Raw genomic sequence first — 19,755 nt, 5'->3', positions numbered from 1 at the left:
GGGTGAATTTCTTTTAACACTTGATTTTAGGTTTCGATAGAGTTTAAATTGGTATCTGAAAGGTATTATTTTCACCAAGGCGTCGCGCCCAATGACAGACTTCGTTTCCATGCTGGAAAAAGGCGACTGGCTCGCTGCGTCAAGCGGTCCAAGATACCTGTTGTTGCGCCGGCGCATCCTGCAGGCGATCGACGAAGGCGTTTTGAAGGAAAACGAGCCTTTGCCCTCCGAAAGGGACATTGCCGCGATAACCGAACTTTCCAGGGTCACGGTTCGCAAGGCAGTGGCCGGTCTCGTCGAAGATCAGGTCGTGGTCCAGAAGAGGGGGAGCGGGTCCTTTGTTGCGCCGAAAGTGCAAAAGGTCGAGCAGCGTCTGTCCAGCCTGACGTCTTTCAGCGAGGACATGGCGCGCCGGGGAATGCAAGCCAGCAGCGAATGGCTGAAGAGAGGGCTGTTTCCCGCATCACCGGAGGAAATGTTCACACTCGGCTTGAGTTCGGGCGAACGGGTTGCCCGTGTCGAGCGCCTCCGGAAAGCGGACGGCACGCCAATGGCGATCGAAAGGGCATCGCTGTCGGAAAAGGTGTTGCCTAACCCGGAACAGGTTTCGACGTCGCTTTACGCGGTGCTGCGCGCGTCGGGCATGCAGCCGGTGCGCGCGATCCAACGGATCTCTGCCAGAAGCCTGGAGCAGACGGACGCCGACATTCTCGGCGTTCCGGTCGGATCCGCCGGTCTCAAGATCGAACGCGTTTCCTATCACGCATCCGGCCATGTCGTGGAATTCACGCGGTCGGTCTATCGCGGCGATGCATATGACTTCATTGCCGAGCTGCAAATTACGGAAGACTAAATTCAATGTCTGACAGTTCGTCTCCGAACACGCCGACGCATATGCGCCGCGAAATCGAGGAAATTCCGAACGCGGTCCGCCGATTGCTGTCCGTATCGCGCCCGCGCATCCGCAAGATCGCCGAAGAGGCGGGGTCGCCGGTTTTTCTGGCAAGCGTGGCGCGGGGGTCTTCGGATCATGCTGCCATGTTCCTGAAATATGCCTCCGAAATCTATCTTGGCCTCGCGATGGCATCTCTCGGCCCCTCCGTGTCTTCGGTCTACGGCGGACGGGTTCACCTGGAAAAGGCGCTTGTCATCGCGATTTCGCAGTCGGGCGCCAGTCCCGACATTCTGTCTGTCGTCGAGGCGGCCGTGAAACAGGGGGCGACTGCGATCGGTCTTACAAATACCGGTGACAGTCCGCTTGCACGGCTTTCCACCGCGACGATTGACATTTGCGCAGGCGCTGAACAAAGCGTTGCGGCGACGAAGACTTATGTGAATTCCGTGATTGCCGGCCTCTTGCTGCTCGCAGAGATCGGCAATGATGCAGAGCTGTCCCGCGCCCTTGATGCTGTGCCCGCTCATTTGGAAAGGGCGATTGAAACCGATTGGTCGGTCCTGGCGGATCCGATTGAAAAGCGCGGCTCGCTCTACGTGGTCGGACGCGGCCCGGGGCTGGCGGTTGCCAACGAAGCGGCGCTGAAATTCAAGGAGACCTGCCAGATACAAGCAGAGGCCTATTCCTCGGCCGAAGTTTTGCACGGTCCGGTTTCGATTGTCGAAGACGGATATCCGGTTCTTGTGCTTGGCGTGCGGGATGCAGCCGAGGAAGGTCTTGCCCGGACGGCGGATCGCATGGCGGCTCAGGGCGGGATCGTCTTTGGAACCACAGACAAGCTTGAACACGCGAAACGGCTCGACTTCGAGGCCGCCGGGCATCCGCTGACCGATGCCATCACGCAGATCGTATCATTTTATGCCTTCATCGAATGGTTCGCCCGCCGCCGGGGGTTCAATCCCGATGTTCCGCGGCACCTGAAGAAGGTGACGCAAACGGTATGACGGAGAGGGTGGCCTACACCGCGCAGCGGGTCTTCGACGGTGACGCGATCCACGAGAATGCCGCGGTTCTCGTTGTCGATCGGGCCGTTGCGGGTGTTGTGTCCGTCTCCGAGATACCGGACGCGTTCTCTGTGGAGGATTTGGGTAGGGGGCTGATTTCCCCCGGACTGGTCGACCTCCAGGTCAATGGCGGCGGCGGGTTTATGCTCGGGGATGCACGGTCTCTGGACGATCTGGCCGTGATCTGCGCCGCACATGTGCCGCTCGGGACCACCGCGATGACACCGACGCTGATCACGGATACGCCTGAGACGACGCGCAGGATCGTTGCGCTCGGCATTGAGGCCGCCGCAAAGGGTATCCCGGCCTTCAAGGGTCTGCATCTGGAAGGCCCGCACTTGTCAGTAAACCGGAAAGGCGCGCATGACGCTGGTCTCATAAGACCGATGACGGAAGAAGATCTGACGTTTTATCTTGAAGCGGCCGGGCAGTTGCCCAGCCTGATGATCACGGTCGCACCGGAAACGGTCACGCCCGGTCAGATTGCGCGTCTCAGCAAGGGCGGCGTCCACGTCAGCCTCGGTCACACGGGGGCCGGGTACGAAGCCTGCCAATTGGCGGTGGACGCTGGAGCGGCCTGCGTGACCCATCTCTTCAACGCCATGAGCCCGTTGCAGCATCGCGAACCGGGGCTTGTCGGCGCGGCACTCGACCTCGGCAACCTCAGCGCCGGGTTGATTGCGGATGGCATCCACGTCGATCCTGTGGCGGTCCGCATCGCGATGAAATCAAAGCGCGGCCCCGGACAGATTTTTCTGGTGACCGATGCCATGTCACAGACCGGCACGGATGTGAGCTCATTCACTCTGGGAGGGCGCACGATTTTCCGGAAGAACGGCATGCTGTGCCTTGCCGACGGGACACTGGCAGGTGCGGACATCGATCTGCCGGCGTCGATGCGCTTCCTGTGTGACAGTGTCGGCGTTGACAGGCGCACGGCGTTGAAGATGGCAACGAGTTACCCCGCGGAGGTGATCGGACTTCCCGTCGGTCGGCTGCGTCCGGAGTGCGCTGCCGACATGGTTCTGTTTGGAGCGGACTTTGCCGTCGAGCGGGTCTGGCTCAACGGAAAGCCTGCATATTCGCCGTGAGTCTAGCGGTCGAGTGGCGCGCCATTTGGCGCGTCCGAAGCCGCCTGTCTGATGCGCTCGGGACAGTCACCTGTTCGCTTGCAGTCAGGATCGTCCCACCATCCGCCTGAGTGTGTCGTCCCCGTCAACGAGATGATGCTTCAGGGCACCTGCCACGTGCAGGACGATCGCGGCGATCAGCGCATAGCCGGTGTAGTGATGAACCTCTTCAGCCAGCTCCGCCAATCCCTCGTTGAGGGCTTGCGGCCGGCCATTCTCGCCCGGATTGCCGGCCACGAGATCAAGACCGAAAATGCTGAGGCCCTGGCCGCTCATGAGTGCGTCCAGCAGTCCGGACAGGGGCATGATGACGGTTCCCAGGATCAGCGCCCAGTGAACGAAACGCGCGACAGCGTGTTCCCAGGCCGGCCCGCCACTTATGCTCTCCGGCCAGCCCTTGCTCAGGCGCACGACCACCCGCACGGCAATGATCACGAACAGCAGCAACCCGATCGACTTGTGAATGTCGTAAAGGGAAAAGCTGCGTGTCTCGGACATGAAAAGCCCGAGGCCGATCAGACCGACGATTCCGGCTGCGATCGTCCAGTGCAGCGACATCTCGAGCCTTGAAACAGGTTTGCTTTCCATCGATCTATTCCTCGCCGGATCAGGTCTTGTTAGCGCCCGTAGTCGGACTTCGGATTGCGGTACATGGTGTGGTAGTGCCCGGCGCCGGACGCGTTGCCGCCGACATTCCCGCCTGTCGACAGAAGTTCGATGATCAGGCTCGGCCCCTGGATGCGCATGTAGGTCGGCGTGTTGACCTCGTCGCTGCCGGTCCAGGCAAACGAGATCTTGTCCAGATCGGCTGCAAGTTCGTCCATCCGCCGTTCCATGTCCTCGGCCGGCAGAACGGAAACCCATTGGCGAATGGCAGTTTTCAGAAGATCTCTCTGGGCCGCCGACATCGCGGATGCTGCAAGCCCGGCGACCGGTGGAACAACGCCGTCTTTGCCGGGGCCGGTCAGCACGTTGTCCGGCACCGCGCCTGCATCTGCAATCGCTTGCTGGTCTTCATCGAGCGCGTCGAATACCGCAAAACCTGCCTGGTGCATGTCGAAGCCGACTTCATAGGCGGTCCCGTCGAGCGTGAAAATCGATGGCTCGGTGCCGACAAAGGAAGGGGAAAGCGATTGGACCGTGTCGCCGTCAATAGAGACATTGAGGCCGAGGTGATGGCCGCCGAATTGCCATGCCCATGGGGCCTCCGACGAAGGCGTGCCATAAAACGCAAACCAGTAATTCTCAGGCGACCATTGAAAACGCTCCGCGCGCGCATCGCGGCTCAGAAAGGCTTCCGCCGCCATGATTTCCGCGACGCGTTCATAGCCGTCCTTGCTGAGTGCCGACGCGAGAAAGTCGAACAGAGACGAACGCTGGGTCTCGTCCATCTCTCCGACCGATATGCCTGCCCGTTCTACCATGGCGGTAGGAAGGTTTGACCAGGTCGTCCGCTTGTCCGCGTCGAACTCGAAGACGAACCTCGCGGCGGCGTCGTCGTCGAAATGTGCGAGCAGCGCGATTGCCGCAAGACGAGCCGATCTGGCCGAAGCCTTGCCGTACGGTTGCGCATAGTCCGGTATGGGCACGACGCCATGGGCTTGCTGGTCCGTTACATCATGGGCGGCGAGCGGCGTTGCGATCAGCAGCATGACGGTCGCGAAGGTCGGGAATCTCATGATCGGTCTCCGTAGAACTGCTTGGCCGGCCCCATGCCTCGAAACGTTGACACAAACCCGACGGCACATCGCCGTATTGCGATGAATGCAACGGTTCGGTGACGACCCACGTATCCGCGGCAAGAGACCTCGTGCCGGGACGATTAAACCCCATGCCTTCCGGTCAGGATTATGATGTTTGCGAATCTTCTGGCGATGCGTCCCGTGGTCCGCTCGGAAATCCATACAAGAAACGGAATCGTACAATAATCGGCAGCACGTTCGAAGAACGTGTGCGTGAACGTCTGGATGCCGTCCTGCAAGCCACGGCCGGGCCTGACGCGCTGCGTCGGCAACGACGCGAAGAAAGACATCGAACGCCCGCGCTGCTTTCAATCGGTTTCACGCGTCCTTTTCCGGAGCCAGGCCTCGTATTTCGGAACGTCTTCACGCAGCTTGAGGGCCGCACCTTCGAGCGCATCGGCAAGCGCTTTCGTTTCGTCGCGTTTCCGTTCCATGAACGAGACCGGATCCTGGGCACCGAATTCCGCTTTTGCTTCCGAAAACCCCGTACCGGCATCATCATCGTCGCCGCGGCCTGGGCTGTCGAACAAGGTGCGTACCTGCGTGTCGTAGCGCAGCGCATCATGAACGGCTTCAGCCAGTTCCGTGAACCCGATAACGAACCCGCCCGAGGCCTGTTCGTCGTTGCTTGGATTGATCTGGAGAAGCAGCCGGTGTTCGGCGCCCTTGGCGTCGCCGTTCAGGATCGTGCCGAAAAGCGGACCGGAGACCGAGTTTTCCCTGTAGTGTTCGACGGCACGCTGAAAGTCATTTTCTCTCAACGCATCCGAGACCTTCTTCTTGGTCTCAGCAGTCTCCACCACGATCTTCGCCATCTGTGCCTACGTCAAAACTAAATCAAAAGTTGCATGCCGCCGGACGCTAACTCATGCATTTTCGAAAGGGAAGTGCAGATGCAGTGAAATACTGCCTGAAATGTACTGAAAAGATAAAATGTAAAGAAAATATCTGGCTTGTATCTAACTACTTTCGTGGAAGGTCTTAGTAAATATTACGAGTTACTGTCCAGCGCGACTCAAACCGGCGCAGTGAACGAACGGGTGCCGGAAGCCTGAACGGAGTGGCTGACCGGGCGGCATGTGTGCCGGATTGCGCGCAAGGTCAATCATGCGCCTGCAAGCGCGCGCACGCGGAAACGCTCACTCATTACGTCTTGGATTGTCATATGAAAGAAGAGTGGTGATGGCTCCCCAGGCCGGACTCGAACCAGCGACCCAGCGATTAACAGTCGCTTGCTCTACCAACTGAGCTACTGGGGATCACCACGTTGGGGCCGGTTCGCGACCGCCCCGTCGATGGGCAAGCGTATATCAAAGGCTTGATCCGTTTGCCAAGCCCCAGTGTGCGTTTTTTTCATTCAGCCGTCATTTTTTTGTGCTCCGTGTGGAGAACATCAAGAAAAACAGATGCCTAGACGGATTTCTCAATTCGGGAAACGGTGGCGTCCCCACGCTGCGGTCGTCACGGATATCCTTTTGCACCGCAGGGAAAGGGGCATGAGTCTGCAGTGATCTTCGGCGTGCCGTTGCCTTCGCGGTGTGTTTCCCGCGCTTGTCACTTGCCGAATATGCGTTTAGGAAGGATTCCGACGGTTCCGGAACGGGCTTGGCCCGGACCGGATGAAACGGGAATCCGGTGCAAGCGCCCCGCGCCAATCCGGAGCTGCCCCCGCAACTGTAAACGGCGAGCGATTGCACATGAGCCACTGGTCCGGCGGACCGGGAAGGGGTGCAAGAGGCCACCAGCCGTGAGCCAGGAGACCGGCCGTCGGGAGACTAACCCTTGCAGCTGTCGGGTGGACGGCCGGGAGATTGTGGTGAATGAACGAACAGGGCCCCGGTCCACACTTGTCCTTGGGGGCGCGCGCTCCGGCAAAAGCAGGTTCGCCGAACGGCTCGCGGTCCGCTCCGGCCTGCAAAAGATCTATGTCGCCACGGGCGCAGCTTTCGATGCCGAGATGGCCGACCGCATCGCTGCCCATCAGCATCAGCGCGGCGACGATTGGCAGACGATCGAGGAACAGCTGGACCTGGCCGGCGTCCTTGCTCGTGAGTGCAGTCCCGGCCGGGTCGTGCTTGTCGACTGCCTCACGCTCTGGCTCTCCAACCTGACCTTCGCCGAAAAGGATATTGCCGCCGAGACGGCAAAGCTCTGCGACGCTGTTTCGGAGCTTGCGTCCGCCTGTGTCTTCGTATCGAACGAGGTCGGCATGGGGATCGTGCCGGACAACCGTCTTTCCAGGTCGTTTCGAGATGCGCAGGGGCGTCTCAATCAGGATATCGCTCAAGCCTGCAGCCAGGTGGTTTTTGTCGCCGCCGGACTGCCCGTGCTTTTGAAACCCAACCCGCACATGGACATTGCACTATGAACACGATGAGCCCGCAAAAGGGACAGAAGATACCGACAACGATCGTGACCGGGTTTCTGGGAGCCGGAAAGACGACGCTGATCCGCAATCTTCTGCAGAACGCCAACGGCCGCAAGATTGCCCTGATCGTCAATGAATTCGGAGACATGGGGTTCGACGGGTCTCTGGTGAATGGTTGCGCGGATCCGGACTGTGCGGCGGAAGAAGTCGTGGAACTCACCAATGGCTGCATCTGCTGCACGGTCGCCGATGATTTCCTGCCGACGATGGAAATGCTGCTTGCCCGCGAAACGCCGCCGGAGCACATCGTCATCGAGACATCCGGGCTGGCGTTGCCACAGCCGCTTGTACGCGCGTTTTCCTGGCCGAGCGTCAAGACGAAGGTGACCGTCGACGGCGTCGTCACGGTCCTGGATGCCGCCGCCCTTGCCGAAGGCCGGATCGCGCTGGACGAAGATGCGCTTGAGGCGCAACGTGCCGCCGATGACGCACTGGATCACGAAAGCCCCGTCGAAGAACTGTTTCAGGATCAGTTGCGCTGCGCGGATCTGGTTGTCTTGAACAAGGCCGATCTTGTTTCTGGCGACACGCTGAAATCCGTCGAGGACAAGATCCAGGCGGACGTCCGGTCCGCGGTTCACATCGTCTCCTCCGAAAAGGGAACCTTGCCGATCGAGGTTCTGCTCGGCCGCCAGTCTGCGGCCGAAGACGACATGGCGGCGCGCCACGAACACCACCATCATCACCATGACGATGATGACCACCATCACGACGACGACCATCATCACGACCACCACCATGATCACCATCACCACGATGATTTCGAAAGCCACGTTCTCGATGTGCCTGCGTTCCAGAGCCTGAAATCCGTCGAGGAAAGAGTTCTGGAAGGCATGGCTCTCAAAGGTGTGCTGCGTATCAAGGGGGCGGTGCGGGTCGAAGGCAAGCCGGCGCCTGCCATGGTTCAGGCGGTTGGCCCCAGGGTGGAGACCTGGTTTGCCGCCGGGGCGGAGAGCTCCGGAAAACTGGTGGTGATCGGCCTGAAGGGATTTGACCTTGATGCCGTCCGCGCGCTTTTCGGCAGCGTGAAGGCCGCCGCCTGAATATGCTGCGGCACCTGATGTCAGCAAGTTCGAAATAGCCATACCGCCCAGCACGCCTGAGGAAGAAGACACGCCCGCATGCACATTCTGGCCAGTCAGACGCGACGGATTGACGACGGTGGTGATGCCGTCGACCTTGGGCAGTCGCCCGCCGATATCCTGTTCCTTTCGGCGGCGGACACTGAGCTCGGCGGTTTCGCATCCTCACACGCCGCACTTGAGGCGGGCCGCGCAAGCCTGCGTCTCGCCAACCTGATGGCGCTGTCGCATCCCTATTCGATCGATCTCTACGCCGAACAGACGGTCAGGGGATCGAAGCTTGTGGTCCTGCGTATCCTGGGTGGCGTCGAATACTGGCGCTACGGGCTTGAACGAATTGGCGAAGAGATCCGGGCGAATGGCAGTGAACTGATCGTCATTCCCGGCGATGACAAGTGGGACGAGCAACTGACGTCCCATTCGACGCGCCCCGCCGAAGAGGTTCACAGGTTCTGGCGCTACTGCGTCGAAGGTGGTTCGCAGAACTACGCAAACGCGCTGCGGTATGCCGCTTTTCTGCTAGGCCTTGCCGACGAGCCGGCGCATCCGGTTCCACTTCCGCGGGCCGGGATCTACCTCAAGGGGCAGACGGCATCGGATCTTCAGGACTGGAAGGCGGTCTGGCCCGACGCGCCGCGGCCCGTCGCTGCCATCACCTTCTACCGGGCACTCATTCAGGGAGCACAGACCGCGCCCATAGACGCGCTTGTCGAGGCGCTCGATCAGGCCGGTATCAATGCCTTGCCTGTCTTTGTTTCCAGTTTGAAGGAAGCCGAATCCGTTGCGATCCTGGAAAGCCTGTTTGACGGGGCGCAGCCGGATGTCGTTTTGAACGGAACCGCCTTTGCGGTGTCGAAGGCGGGGCGGGCTCACCAGCCGACACCGCTCGACAGGATCGGCAAACCCGTGCTTCAGGTGGTGTTTTCCTCGTCCTCGAAGGAAGGCTGGGAGGAAAGCGACCAGGGCCTTTCCATCCGGGACCTGGCCATGCATGTCGTCCTTCCGGAGATCGACGGGCGCATTCTGACGCGCGCCGTTTCCTTCAAGGAGGAAGGCGTTTTCGATGAGGCCACGCAGTCGACCCCGGTGCGGTTCACGCCTGTTTCCGACAGGGTCGGCTTCGTCGCCGGCCTGGCCGCGAACTGGGCGGCGCTTGGCCGGAAGCCCGCGGCTGAAAAGAAGACGGCGTTGATCCTGGCGAATTATCCGAACAAGGACGGCCGGCTTGCCAATGGCGTCGGCCTCGATACGCCCGCATCCTGCACCGCGCTTCTGGCCGCCATGGACGCTGCGGGGTTTGAGACGGGAGATGCACCAGAAACGCCGGCAGCGCTGATGAAGCTGCTCACGTCCGGCGTGACCAACGCGCTGGACGGACGTGCGGACCGGCAGACTTACGAAGAACTCTCGCTGTTTGACTATCAGCGGGATTACGCGGGGTTGCCGGCGGATTTAAGGATGGCCGTATCGGATCGTTGGGGGACACCGGAAAGCGACCCGCATGTGGTCGACGGAAAGTTCCGGCTCGCGCTTCACCGGTTCGGCAATCAGATCGTCGGAATTCAGCCGGCGCGCGGTTACAACATCGATCCCAAGGAGACCTATCACGATCCGGATCTGGTTCCGCCGCACCACTATTTCGCATTCTACATCTGGTTACGGCAGTGCTTCAGTGCCGATGCCGTCGTGCATCTCGGCAAACATGGAAATCTTGAATGGTTGCCGGGCAAGGCGCTTGCCCTGTCGCAAAACTGCTTCCCTGAAGCCGTTCTCGGTCCTGTTCCCAATGTATATCCCTTCATCGTCAACGATCCCGGCGAGGGCGCGCAGGCGAAACGCCGGACATCCGCCGTCATCGTCGATCATCTGACACCGCCGTTGACGCGGGCCGAAAGTCACGGTGTTGCTGAGGAACTGGAAACGCTGCTGGACGAATATTACCTCGCCAGCGGTGTCGATCCGCGCCGCCTGAAAGCACTGACGCGCGAGATTCTCGATGCGGCGGTGCGCCATGGCCTCGACCGGGACATCGGCCTCGACGACAAGATGGATGAGGAAACGCGGCTCGCCCGTCTCGATGCGCATCTTTGCGATCTGAAGGAACTGCAGATCCGGGACGGTCTCCACATTCTGGGCCGAAGTCCGGACGGCGATCAGCTTGTTGACCTGCTATGCGCGCTTGCCCGTGTGCCGCGCGGCTCGGAACCCCGTCAGCAGAGCCTGCAAAGAGCACTCGCACGGGATCTGGACCTGGACGAGTTTAACCCGCTCGACTGCGACTTCGCGCAGGCCTGGTCCGGCGCGAGACCTGAGGCACTTATGTCAACCACCGGCGCGCCCTGGCGAACGAACGGTGACACGGTTGAAAGACTGGAGCTTTTGTCCCGGGATCTTGTCGCAGGCACGTGCCCCCCGAAGAGTGATTGGCAGGAAGCCGGTGCAGTGCTCGACGAGATCGAAACAACGCTGCGGCCGTCCGTCCTGGCGTCGGGGCCCTCGGAAACAGCGTCGGTCCTGAAAGCACTCGATGGCCGGTTCGTGGAACCGGGGCCGTCCGGCGCGCCTTCGCGCGGGCGCCCGGACGTGCTGCCGACCGGAAAGAACTTCTACTCGGTTGATGTCCGCGCGGTGCCGACGGAGACGGCCTGGCGGCTCGGCTGGCAGTCGGCCGTCCTTGTCGCCGACCGCTACTTTCAGGAAGAAGGCGAATGGCCGACATCCCTGGTCCTGACCTGCTGGGGCACGGCCAACATGCGTACGGGCGGAGATGATATTGCCCAGGCCCTGGCGCTCATCGGTGCACGGCCGGTCTGGGAGCAGGCATCGGGCAGGGTGACCGGTTTTGAAATCCTGAAACTGTCGGAGCTGGGGCGTCCGCGCATCGATGTGACCTTGCGGGTCTCAGGCTTTTTTCGTGATGCGTTTCCGCACCAGATGGATCTGTTCGACAGCGCGGTGCGCGCCGTGGGGGCGTTGCAGGAGCCGGACGATGCGAATCCGGTCGCCGCACGCATGAAAGCGGACGCCCTCAGGTTCCGGGCGGCAGGCCTCGGATCGGACGAGGCGGAGCGCCGTGCCGGTTTCCGCGTTTTCGGTTCAAAGCCCGGTGCTTACGGGGCCGGGCTTCAGGCGCTGATTGACGAAGGGCTCTGGCAGGAACGCTCGGACTTCGCGGAGACATTCCTCGGCTGGGGCGGATATGCCTATGGCGGCGGTGCGTCCGGAGCGGGCGCGAAGGAGGAGCTGACGGCGCGTCTCACGTCTGTCGACGCGGTTCTGCACAACCAGGACAACCGCGAACACGATCTTCTGGACAGCGACGACTATTACCAGTTCGAGGGCGGTCTTGCAGCGACCGTTGAAACGCTCAAGGGCACAGCCCCGAAAGTGTTCCACAACGATCATTCCCGGCCCGAGCGTCCGGTTGTCAGGACACTTTCGGAAGAAATCGGCAGGGTCGTGCGCGGGCGTGCCGCCAATCCCAAGTGGATACGCGGCGTGATGCGCCACGGCTACAAGGGCGCTTTCGAGATGGTTGCGACGCTTGACTACCTGTTCGCGTTTTCAGCCACGACGACAGCTGTTGGTGATCACCATTTCGACCAGCTCTTCGATGCCTATATCGACGACCCGGAGGTCCGCGACTTTCTGAAGGATGCCAACCCCGCCGGTTACGCGGACATGCTGTCCCGTTTTCTGGACGCGATTGACCGCGACCTCTGGACGCCGAGGCGCAATTCGACCCATGCTGTGCTGAATGACCTTAAGACGAGTTTTGAAGGGACACCCAAGCCGTGACTGCCGAAAGCGAAAAGCCCGAGCTGACCGAAGACGAACTGAATGCCCGTCATGCGGAGAAGATGCGCAAGAAAAAGGCCGCGCGCGACAAGATCATGGCGACCAAGACAATCGAGAAAGGGCTGCTGATCGTTCACACGGGCAAGGGCAAGGGAAAATCGACCGCCGGTTTCGGCATGGTCTTCCGCTCCCTCGGCCACGGCCACAAGGTGGGCGTCGTCCAGTTCGTGAAAGGCCGGATCGAAACCGGCGAACGCATGGCGCTGGAGCGCTTTTCCGATCTGGTGACGATCAAGCGCATGGGCGAGGGGTTCACCTGGGAAACGCAGGACCGCCAGCGTGACATCGATGCGGCGGAGCAGGCTTGGGAAGCTGCCAAGGACATGATCACCTCCGGGGACTACCGCCTGATCCTCTGCGATGAACTCAACATCGTGCTGCGCTACGACTACATCGACATCGCTAAGGTGGTCGAGTTCCTGAAGAACGAAAAACCCGATGATGTTCATGTCGTTGTGACCGGCCGCAACGCAAAGGACGAACTCATCGAGATCGCCGATCTCGTCACCGACATGACCCAGGTAAAGCACCCGTTCCGGTCGGGCGTGAAGCCGCAGGAAGGCATCGAGTTCTAGTCGTGAGGTTTGGTGCGCACACGCAACAGGGAAGGATTGGACCCAATGGGCAAGATCTTTGATGACGGTCTGCGCTCCGCGTCGCCCCATCATGCCGAACTGGTTCGCAAATACGAACTCTATCGGACCGTGGTCGAGTTCCTGGCCGCGCTGACCTTTATCGTCGGGAGCATCTTCTTCTTCTATCCCAAGCTCGTGTTTTCCGGGACATGGCTGTTTCTGATCGGGTCTTTCCTGTTCGCCGTGAGGCCATCCATAAGGCTGCTGCTTGAACTTCGCCTTGCGAACCTGCCGGTGCCGGCAGAATTCAGACCCTATGGGGCCGCGCCGGTTGAAGGTGATCCGAACCCATGACGCGGTCAGATGCGGTGCCGAAAACACCCGCGTTGATGATCCAGGGAACCGGCTCGAATGTCGGCAAGAGCCTCATCGTGGCAGGCCTGTGCCGTCTGTTTGCCAACCGGGGGCTCACCGTTCGCCCGTTCAAGCCGCAGAACATGTCGAACAATGCTGCCGTTACCGATGACGGCGGCGAAATCGGCCGTGCGCAGGCGCTCCAGGCGCTCGGCTGCCGGGCGCCGTCTTCGGTTCACATGAACCCGGTCCTCCTGAAACCGGAGACCGACACCGGTGCGCAGATCATCGTCCAGGGCAAACGCTTCGGCACCATGCGTGCGCGCGAATATGGAAAGCAGAAGAATACGCTTTTGCCGAAGGTTCTGGAGAGTTTTTCAACCATTGCTTCAGGAGCGGATCTGGTTCTGGTCGAAGGCGCTGGCAGCCCGGCCGAGATCAACCTCAGATCCGGCGACATTGCCAATATGGGGTTTGCGGAAGCAGCCGGTCTGCCGGTGATCCTGTGCGCGGATATCGACAGGGGCGGCGTGATCGCCTCCGTTGTCGGCACGCACGCGGTCCTTGAGCCGGAAGAACAGAACCGCATCAAGGGCTTTTTCATCAACCGCTTTCGGGGGGATCCCAGCCTTTTTGACGACGGCATGCGCGAGATCGTGGCAAGGACCGGGTGGCGGGGTCTTGGTGTTGTGCCGTGGTTTGCGGAGGCGGGGAAACTGCCGGCGGAAGATGCGCTCGGCCTCGAAGACGGCTTCGGTCAGGGCAGCCTCAAGTTTGCCGTTCCCGTGATCTCCCGGATTGCCAATTTCGATGATCTCGATCCGTTGCGGCTGGAACCCGGCGTGTCACTCGCACTGGTTCAGCCGGGCGAACCTTTGCCGGGCGATGCCGATATCGTCCTTCTTCCCGGTTCGAAGTCGACGGTTGGAGACCTTGCCTTTTTCCGCGGGCAGGGGTGGGACATCGATCTGAAGGCGCACCATCGTCGCGGTGGCCAGATCCTCGGGGTTTGCGGCGGCTATCAGATGCTGGGAAAGACGATTTCCGATCCCGACGGCATCGAGGGACCGCCGGGAACCGTCGAAGGTCTCGGATTTCTGGATATCGAAACCGTTCTCACGGCCGAGAAATCGACTGTCTATGCAGAAGGAACCCACCTCGCCAGCGGCGCGGCGTTTTCCGGTTACGAGATCCATATCGGCCGCACGGCGGGTCCCGATTGCGACCGCCCGATGATGCAGTTGAAAAACGGCTCCATGGATGGTGCGGTGTCGGAGGATGGACGGGTTTGCGGAACCTATGTCCATGGCCTCTTTACCAGCGACAAGTTCCGCTCCGCCTATCTGGCAGCGCTTGGAGCATCATCCGAGCTGGCCTACGGCAGAAGTATCGACCGCATCCTGGATGATCTGGCGCGCCATCTGGAAAGCGTTTTGGATGTCGACGCAATCTTTGAGATTGCCGGAGGAGATGGCTCTCGGGCGCTTCGAGACGGCATCGGCGGCTAACGCAGAACAAGCGCAATCAGCAGAACCAAAAACGCCTGGACAGCGCATGCACCGATCATGACGAAGACCGCCCGGTCTATGTCATTTGCGGTCGCCTGCTTGCGTCCGGCGGCGTTCATGTAGGGATCGTCGACCGTGTAACCTAGATAGGCGCGCGGACCGGCCAGGGCGATATCGAGCGCACCCGCCATTGCCGCTTCCGGCCACCCGGCATTTGGCGATCTGTGCTTTCGTGCATCCTTGAAGACGCAGGCAAGGCTCTTGCCTGGAGAGCCGTGCGCGAGCGGGGCGGCCAGAGCGATGAAAAGTCCCGACAGCCGGGAGGCGGGCAGGTTGATGAGGTCGTCGAACCGCGCCGAGGCCCAGCCGAAGTCCTGATAGGTTTCGTTCCTGTGCCCGATCATGCTGTCGGCGGTGTTCACGGCCTTGTAGGCGAGAAGGCCGGGCAGGCCGAGAAGGGCAAACCAGAATACGGGCGCCACCACGCCATCGGAAAAGTTCTCGGCGCAGGATTCGACCGCAGCGCGGGAAACACCGGCTTCGTCGAGTTGTTCCGGGTCGCGGCCGACGATCATGGCAACGGCTTTGCGACCCCCTTCCAGCCCGCTGCCTTCAAGCCCGTCGCGGACCGCGGCAACGTGACAGTAGAGACTGTTTTGCGCGATGAAGACCGCGGCGATGATGACCGTCAGCACATCGCCGAAGGGAATGCGCGCGAAAAGATGCTGGAGGACCGCTCCCAGGGCGAGCCCGCCGAGAACAAGCACGGCAAGCAGGAGCGTTCCCGCACGCTTTCGCTGACCGGAACTCAGCGACGGACGGTTCATTTTCCCGTCGAAGAACGTGATCACCTTGCCGATCCAGACAACCGGATGCGGCAGACGGCGCCAGAGCCAGTCCGGATCGCCGACGACCGCATCAAGCAGGAGCGCGGCGAGGAGCAACCAGAGTGCATTCTCGTAGATCAGCATCCCGCTTAGCTAGAACAATTCCCGGAAAAGGGGAACCGGCTTTCCCCGTCTGTCCCGCGCGGCATGAGCGGTTATAGCTCGCCGCGCGCATCCGCCAGGGCATCGGACAATCGCTGCAGGTTCTCCGGGCCACCCGGCAGACCGAAGCGGATCCATGTCGGCGCATAGTCGAAGATCCGTGTCCAGATATGCCGCCGCGCCAGCGCTTCATGCAGCGCGTGCGCCTTGCGAAGGCCCGCCAGTGCGAACAGGGGGGTGCCACCGAAGACGCTCAACTGATGTTCCGACAGGGTGATCGTCAGATCGGCCATTTCATCGGCAAGGCGGCGCGCCGTCTTGTCCTGCCACTCCTGGTCCCGGAGGGCCGTCGCCCCGATTTCCAGGGCCGGCCCGCTGACGCTCCAGCTCTCCAGGCGGGCACTGACCCGGTCGACGGTCTCCTGCGGGCCCGCCAGGAAACCGAGCCGCAGTCCAGCGAGACCGAAGAACTTGCCGAATGATCTCAGCACGACAATGTTCTGCTCGCCGACATGCGGCAGGACGCTGGCTCCGGGCATGACGTCGGCAAAAGCTTCGTCCAGTACCAGGAACCCGCCGCGTTCGGTCAGGATCCGGGCAATTTCCAGAAGGCTCTTCACATCGATCAACTGGCCGTCCGGATTGTTCGGATTGACCAGAACGACAATCCTTGCTTCCGCAGGCAGCGCATAGACGCTGGAAAGTTCGAGCGGGTCCCTGCCGTCCCTTTGCCAGACTTCCTTGTGGCTCGAATAGGTCGGTCCCGCCAGGGCCGCGGGTCCGTCGGGAAGCAGTGCCGGCAAGAGGGAGAGCAGGATCTGCGTACCGGGCGCGGCGACAAGCCCGAGATGATCGGGCACCTGGTAGGCGCGCCGCGCCGCGGCAAGCAGCTGTTCTTCCGCGACGCGGTTCGGCAGCGCATTCCAGGCGGTGGCCGGAAGCGTTTGCGCAATCGGGTAGCTATAGGGGTTTATCCCGGTCGACAGATCCAGCCAGTCATCCGCTTTTCCGCCAAAACGTTCAACCGCGAGCGACAAGTCACCACCGTGTTTCACGAAATCACCCTTTGCGCTTCTACCCGGCAAACCGAAAGGCCGGGGCTTCTAGTCTTTGATTTGCCGAGCATTATCCGATTTGGCGGTCGGGGGCAGCACGTGAAACGACACTTCCCTTGTCAGAAACGCAAATTGACAGGAAAAATTCGGAAATGATAAGAACAAAACAGGAACATAAAGTGTGGGGTAAGACATGGCAGCAGAACGGAGATCGAAGGGGCCGAGGGACTTCGACCGGGACCTTCTCCTGGAAGCACTGGCGCGGGCCAGAAATGCAATGGTCGACGCGCAGCGCGCGATGCGGCCCAAATCGGGTCTGTCCCGATCGGCCGACGCGGTCATTTCGGAAATCGACGAGTTTGCCTTTGTGCTGACCGGGGAGAAGAGCCACTTTCACGCAAGAGCGCACGGATCTCCGCCCGGTTCGGCGAAAAAGACCGCTTAGGCGTGGCGACGATTAAAGGTCTGCCAGTGTTTCCGCGATCAGGTGATCGACGATCCTGTCGAGTTTGTCCGGGGCGATGAGCCCGTCATCGGGAATGTCGCCGGCGATCTGCAGCTGCTTGTCGGCGGATGTGCCTTCCAGCGCAATGGTCCGGATATGCTCGACCTCCGCCTCGCACCCGAAGAAGACGGCGTCCGGCCTGACCAGTTCGATCAGTTCCTCGACGAGATTCACAAAGGGCGCGGTTTCGTTGCGGCCGAAATCGATCAGGCTCGCCTCGGTTCCATACCGCTGCGCCTGCCAGCGGTTTTCCGCGAGCAGGAACCGGGAATAGGGGCGCCAGCTCTGGTTGGCCCGCCTGAGCCTGTAGAGCATCCGGCAGAGGCAGCGGTAGAGCGCCGCGATCGCGACCGCATCGTCGAGACGTGGACACACATCCGTCACGCGCAGTTCAAGTGTCGGAAACCTGTCGGAGGGCCTGAGGTCCCACCAGATCTTGGTCGCGTCCTCCAGGACGCCGGCGCTGCTCAGGATGTCGACGATGTGCCGGTATTCATGATGACTTTCGAACCTCGGGGGCAGTCCGGTGCGGGGCATCTCGTTGAAAACGGCAAGACGGTAGGACTTCAGCCCCGTGTTCCGCCCGCGCCAGAAAGGTGACGATGTGCTCAGCGCCAGTAGATGCGGCAGGAAATAGGCGAGCTGATTGAAGAGATCGACGCGCAGTTCCTCGTCTTCGATGCCGACGTGAACATGCATGCCACAGATCAGCATTCTTCTAGCAACGACCTGCATCGTCCGGGCGATCTGGTTGTATCGCTCCTTGTCGGTATGTGGCTGGTCGGTCCATTCCGCGAAGGGGTGCGTGGAGGCGGCGATGGGCGCAAAATCATGCGCGGCCGCTTCCCTGGCGACGGTCTTGCGAAAATAGGCAAGTTCCGCGCGCACTTCCGAAAATGTCAGGCAGACTGGCGTTCCGACTTCGATCTGGCACTGCAGGAATTCCGGACTGACCCGCCCCTCAAGCGCGCTTTCGCAGGCAGAGAAGAGTTCCTTCGGCGGGGAACTCGCCAGCTTTCGGGTGGATCTGTCGACCAGCAGGTACTCTTCTTCAACGCCGACGCTGAAACTTGGATCTTTCATCGGGTCAGCATCGGCGGTTTTGAAGGCGCAAGTCAAGCAACAGTCGGCACAAGCGCTTGCGGCCGTTGGGAATATGCCTTTCCGCCGTCACCAGATGTTGCCTACGCCGGGCGTGTACACCGCCGCGATCACCGTGTTCGTCTGGAGAACGTCGCATTCAAGGATGCCGGAAACCTTTGCGACGGGAACGCTCGCCTCGAACGTCGCCGCCGCCACCAGGACCTTGCTGCCGGCCGACAGCTCCACGGTGTCCATGCCCTGGATGAGAACACTCTTCTGAGAATTGATGACCACATCCTGTCCCTGGAGGGAGATAATGCTCTCAAGCTCGGCAACACGCGATTCCAGATCGTTGATCCTGGTGCGAAGCGTTTCGACAAGCGCTTCGATATCGGGCCCTTGTGGAACCATTTTCGGCGATTTTTGCGGCTGCGGCGGCTGTACCCGTTTCATGGGTGATGTCTTTATCGCACGGGGTTGTGCCGCCGGGAACGAAGGACTTCCGCCTGGTTTTTTCATGTCGCATTTCTCCGTGTGTGCAATCCGGAGAAAACGCTAGCATGACGCAGCGGAAACAGGTAGCGCCGCGTTCAGCGCACGGTTGCGGAAAGGTTTTCCCGGCCGGAAACGGCCAGCGAGGTAAGCGTTTAGTGCTCTGGGGTTGAGCGTAGCCGGAACTTCTGCGTTGATTGGACCCGTGTGCGACCAGACGGGGAACGGAGAGCGGCGATGGGGGTGTTGAGATCACTTGTTGACGTGTTTCTGGGAACCAAAATCCGCGAATGGTCAACCGAATTGTCGTCCGGCAGGAAGCTCAAACTCATCCTCAAGGAGCGGGACGCGCGGCGCTATGTCCTGATACGCTTTTCAAGTGCCGGAGACTACCAATACGACCATCTTGAAGCAGACGAGGTGGCGTTGCTCGCCCGGAAGCTGTCGGAGATGTCGGTGGACATGCACAAAACGGGCTGACTGGACCTTTTGGTGGATACCGGAGACCTGCATGCCGAGCGAAATCCGAGCAGAATGTCCTGGAACAGGCGGTGGAGGCCCCGACCGGAATCGAACCGGTGTACACGGATTTGCAATCCGCTGCGTCACCACTCCGCCACAGGGCCTTTATGCCGTCTTTTCAGAGACTTAAGCGATTGCCTAAAGTGGTGTCAGGCAGTTTCGCAGCAAGTGTTAGGCAAATATCCGGTCCCGGACTGTCCGTCAACCCGTCTTTGCGTTTTTCACACCCAATGGGCATTAGACCTTTATTCACACCTATCCGCGTTTGTTGATGGCGGCGGCGCTGCTGCTTCGCGTCGCTGTGCAGCAGGACTGAGACACCGGGAACGCAATATCTGAAGAACAGTGCATGGGACGCCGGTTGCGTGGACTGGGTCGAAACATTCTGCGCTCGTTGTCTAACCCGGACTGTCCGAAACCCTTAGATTGAAAGCCGAACCGTTGCGAATGAGACGGTCTCGTTTGCCGGGTGG

At 60.7% G+C, this 19,755-nt stretch carries 18 protein-coding genes, 2 tRNA genes and 1 riboswitch; of the genes, 11 read left to right on the top strand and 9 right to left on the bottom strand.

Annotated features, from left to right (window positions below; all coding sequences use genetic code 11):
• The first annotated feature begins 91 nt into the window (after positions 1 to 91).
• From ACO08A_RS25950 to nagA, 3 genes are read left to right on the top strand one after another with little or no spacing between them, the layout of a single operon-like run.
• A complete protein-coding gene (locus ACO08A_RS25950; protein WP_422038736.1) occupies positions 92 to 853 on the top strand; it encodes a GntR family transcriptional regulator in 762 nt (253 codons plus the stop codon).
• A 5-nt stretch (positions 854 to 858) separates the two neighbouring features.
• Positions 859 to 1,899 (top strand): SIS domain-containing protein, encoded by a 1,041-nt coding sequence (locus ACO08A_RS25945; protein ID WP_422038735.1) that lies wholly within the window; start codon positions 859 to 861, stop codon positions 1,897 to 1,899.
• Complete coding sequence (gene nagA, locus ACO08A_RS25940) at positions 1,896 to 3,050, top strand: N-acetylglucosamine-6-phosphate deacetylase (protein ID WP_422038734.1); 1,155 nt, start codon at positions 1,896 to 1,898, stop codon at positions 3,048 to 3,050. The genes ACO08A_RS25945 and nagA overlap by 4 nt, the downstream gene beginning before the upstream one ends.
• An 84-nt stretch (positions 3,051 to 3,134) precedes the next feature.
• On the opposite strand, the gene ACO08A_RS25935 is transcribed toward nagA, so the two are convergent.
• The 4 genes from ACO08A_RS25935 to ACO08A_RS25920 form a co-directional block, all read right to left on the bottom strand.
• Positions 3,135 to 3,677, bottom strand: a complete 543-nt coding sequence (locus ACO08A_RS25935) for a cytochrome b (protein WP_422038733.1) — start codon at positions 3,675 to 3,677, stop codon at positions 3,135 to 3,137.
• 29 nt (positions 3,678 to 3,706) lie between these two features.
• The gene (locus ACO08A_RS25930; protein WP_422038732.1) at positions 3,707 to 4,768 is read right to left on the bottom strand and encodes a DUF3500 domain-containing protein; all 1,062 of its coding nucleotides are present in this window, start codon (positions 4,766 to 4,768) and stop codon (positions 3,707 to 3,709) included.
• A 371-nt stretch (positions 4,769 to 5,139) separates the two neighbouring features.
• Positions 5,140 to 5,646: a hypothetical protein gene (locus ACO08A_RS25925; RefSeq protein WP_422038731.1), complete on the bottom strand. Its 507-nt coding sequence runs from the start codon at positions 5,644 to 5,646 to the stop codon at positions 5,140 to 5,142.
• Positions 5,647 to 6,014: 368 nt separating this feature from the next.
• Positions 6,015 to 6,090: transfer RNA gene (locus ACO08A_RS25920), tRNA-Asn, on the bottom strand.
• Between the two features lie 313 nt (positions 6,091 to 6,403).
• Positions 6,404 to 6,614: riboswitch (cobalamin riboswitch) on the top strand.
• 33 nt (positions 6,615 to 6,647) lie between these two features.
• Here ACO08A_RS25920 and cobU point away from each other — a divergent pair.
• The 6 genes from cobU to ACO08A_RS25890 all read left to right on the top strand — a co-directional run bounded on the left by cobU (position 6,648) and on the right by ACO08A_RS25890 (position 14,636).
• A complete protein-coding gene (gene cobU, locus ACO08A_RS25915; RefSeq protein ID WP_422038730.1) occupies positions 6,648 to 7,199 on the top strand; it encodes a bifunctional adenosylcobinamide kinase/adenosylcobinamide-phosphate guanylyltransferase in 552 nt (183 codons plus the stop codon).
• Entirely contained in the window at positions 7,196 to 8,302 is a 1,107-nt protein-coding gene (cobW, locus tag ACO08A_RS25910) for a cobalamin biosynthesis protein CobW (RefSeq protein ID WP_422038729.1), read from the top strand. Before cobU ends, cobW begins: the two co-directional genes overlap by 4 nt.
• 78 nt (positions 8,303 to 8,380) lie before the next feature.
• Positions 8,381 to 12,139, top strand: coding sequence for a cobaltochelatase subunit CobN (gene cobN, locus ACO08A_RS25905; RefSeq protein ID WP_422038728.1), 3,759 nt, complete (start codon positions 8,381 to 8,383; stop codon positions 12,137 to 12,139).
• Entirely contained in the window at positions 12,136 to 12,774 is a 639-nt protein-coding gene (cobO, locus tag ACO08A_RS25900) for a cob(I)yrinic acid a,c-diamide adenosyltransferase (protein ID WP_319387332.1), read from the top strand. The genes cobN and cobO overlap by 4 nt, the downstream gene beginning before the upstream one ends.
• A 45-nt stretch (positions 12,775 to 12,819) precedes the next feature.
• Positions 12,820 to 13,128 (top strand): YrhK family protein, encoded by a 309-nt coding sequence (locus ACO08A_RS25895; protein WP_422038727.1) that lies wholly within the window; start codon positions 12,820 to 12,822, stop codon positions 13,126 to 13,128.
• Positions 13,125 to 14,636: a cobyric acid synthase gene (locus ACO08A_RS25890; RefSeq protein WP_422038726.1), complete on the top strand. Its 1,512-nt coding sequence runs from the start codon at positions 13,125 to 13,127 to the stop codon at positions 14,634 to 14,636. The genes ACO08A_RS25895 and ACO08A_RS25890 overlap by 4 nt, the downstream gene beginning before the upstream one ends.
• Here the strand turns inward: ACO08A_RS25890 and cbiB are convergent.
• Both cbiB and cobD read right to left on the bottom strand, forming a co-directional pair.
• Positions 14,633 to 15,607 carry an adenosylcobinamide-phosphate synthase CbiB gene (cbiB, locus tag ACO08A_RS25885; RefSeq protein ID WP_422038725.1) on the bottom strand — a complete coding sequence of 325 codons (975 nt, stop codon included), beginning with the start codon at positions 15,605 to 15,607 and terminating at the stop codon, positions 14,633 to 14,635. The genes ACO08A_RS25890 and cbiB overlap by 4 nt on opposite strands.
• Before the next feature lie 71 nt (positions 15,608 to 15,678).
• Positions 15,679 to 16,680 (bottom strand): threonine-phosphate decarboxylase CobD, encoded by a 1,002-nt coding sequence (cobD, locus tag ACO08A_RS25880; RefSeq protein WP_422038724.1) that lies wholly within the window; start codon positions 16,678 to 16,680, stop codon positions 15,679 to 15,681.
• A gap of 193 nt (positions 16,681 to 16,873) precedes the next feature.
• Between cobD and ACO08A_RS25875 the strand changes: the two genes are divergently transcribed.
• On the top strand, positions 16,874 to 17,125 hold the full coding sequence (locus ACO08A_RS25875; RefSeq protein WP_422038723.1) for a hypothetical protein: 252 nt from the start codon (positions 16,874 to 16,876) through the stop codon (positions 17,123 to 17,125).
• A gap of 12 nt (positions 17,126 to 17,137) precedes the next feature.
• On the opposite strand, the gene ACO08A_RS25870 is transcribed toward ACO08A_RS25875, so the two are convergent.
• Positions 17,138 to 18,268, bottom strand: coding sequence for a carboxylate-amine ligase (locus tag ACO08A_RS25870; protein ID WP_421982924.1), 1,131 nt, complete (start codon positions 18,266 to 18,268; stop codon positions 17,138 to 17,140).
• A gap of 87 nt (positions 18,269 to 18,355) precedes the next feature.
• Positions 18,356 to 18,721, bottom strand: coding sequence for a hypothetical protein (locus ACO08A_RS25865; protein WP_422038722.1), 366 nt, complete (start codon positions 18,719 to 18,721; stop codon positions 18,356 to 18,358).
• 276 nt (positions 18,722 to 18,997) lie between these two features.
• Here ACO08A_RS25865 and ACO08A_RS25860 point away from each other — a divergent pair, with 276 nt between their 5' ends.
• Entirely contained in the window at positions 18,998 to 19,240 is a 243-nt protein-coding gene (locus ACO08A_RS25860; protein ID WP_422038721.1) for a hypothetical protein, read from the top strand.
• Positions 19,241 to 19,312: 72 nt separating this feature from the next.
• Here the strand turns inward: ACO08A_RS25860 and ACO08A_RS25855 are convergent.
• Positions 19,313 to 19,386, bottom strand: a tRNA-Cys gene (locus ACO08A_RS25855).
• Between the last annotated feature and the right edge of the window lie 369 nt (positions 19,387 to 19,755).

It is taken from the genome of Roseibium sp. (assembly GCF_965232425.1).
Lineage (GTDB): Bacteria > Pseudomonadota > Alphaproteobacteria > Rhizobiales > Stappiaceae > Roseibium.
This window is presented reverse-complemented; position numbering and strand designations above follow the sequence as displayed.

Excerpts from the sequence above, each read along its gene's own strand:
- ACO08A_RS25860 (WP_422038721.1), top strand. The coding sequence starts at position 18,998 with ATGGGGGTGTTGAGATCACTTGTTGACGTGTTTCTGGGAACCAAAATC.
- ACO08A_RS25945 (WP_422038735.1), top strand. The coding sequence starts at position 859 with ATGTCTGACAGTTCGTCTCCGAACACGCCGACGCATATGCGCCGCGAA.
- ACO08A_RS25875 (WP_422038723.1), top strand. The coding sequence starts at position 16,874 with ATGGCAGCAGAACGGAGATCGAAGGGGCCGAGGGACTTCGACCGGGAC.
- cbiB (WP_422038725.1), bottom strand. The coding sequence starts at position 15,607 with ATGCTGATCTACGAGAATGCACTCTGGTTGCTCCTCGCCGCGCTCCTG.
- ACO08A_RS25930 (WP_422038732.1), bottom strand. The coding sequence starts at position 4,768 with ATGAGATTCCCGACCTTCGCGACCGTCATGCTGCTGATCGCAACGCCG.
- ACO08A_RS25935 (WP_422038733.1), bottom strand. The coding sequence starts at position 3,677 with ATGGAAAGCAAACCTGTTTCAAGGCTCGAGATGTCGCTGCACTGGACG.
- cobN (WP_422038728.1), top strand. The coding sequence starts at position 8,381 with ATGCACATTCTGGCCAGTCAGACGCGACGGATTGACGACGGTGGTGAT.
- ACO08A_RS25950 (WP_422038736.1), top strand. The coding sequence starts at position 92 with ATGACAGACTTCGTTTCCATGCTGGAAAAAGGCGACTGGCTCGCTGCG.
- ACO08A_RS25870 (WP_421982924.1), bottom strand. The coding sequence starts at position 18,268 with ATGAAAGATCCAAGTTTCAGCGTCGGCGTTGAAGAAGAGTACCTGCTG.
- nagA (WP_422038734.1), top strand. The coding sequence starts at position 1,896 with ATGACGGAGAGGGTGGCCTACACCGCGCAGCGGGTCTTCGACGGTGAC.
- ACO08A_RS25890 (WP_422038726.1), top strand. The coding sequence starts at position 13,125 with ATGACGCGGTCAGATGCGGTGCCGAAAACACCCGCGTTGATGATCCAG.
- ACO08A_RS25895 (WP_422038727.1), top strand. The coding sequence starts at position 12,820 with ATGGGCAAGATCTTTGATGACGGTCTGCGCTCCGCGTCGCCCCATCAT.
- ACO08A_RS25865 (WP_422038722.1), bottom strand. The coding sequence starts at position 18,721 with ATGAAACGGGTACAGCCGCCGCAGCCGCAAAAATCGCCGAAAATGGTT.
- cobW (WP_422038729.1), top strand. The coding sequence starts at position 7,196 with ATGAACACGATGAGCCCGCAAAAGGGACAGAAGATACCGACAACGATC.
- ACO08A_RS25925 (WP_422038731.1), bottom strand. The coding sequence starts at position 5,646 with ATGGCGAAGATCGTGGTGGAGACTGCTGAGACCAAGAAGAAGGTCTCG.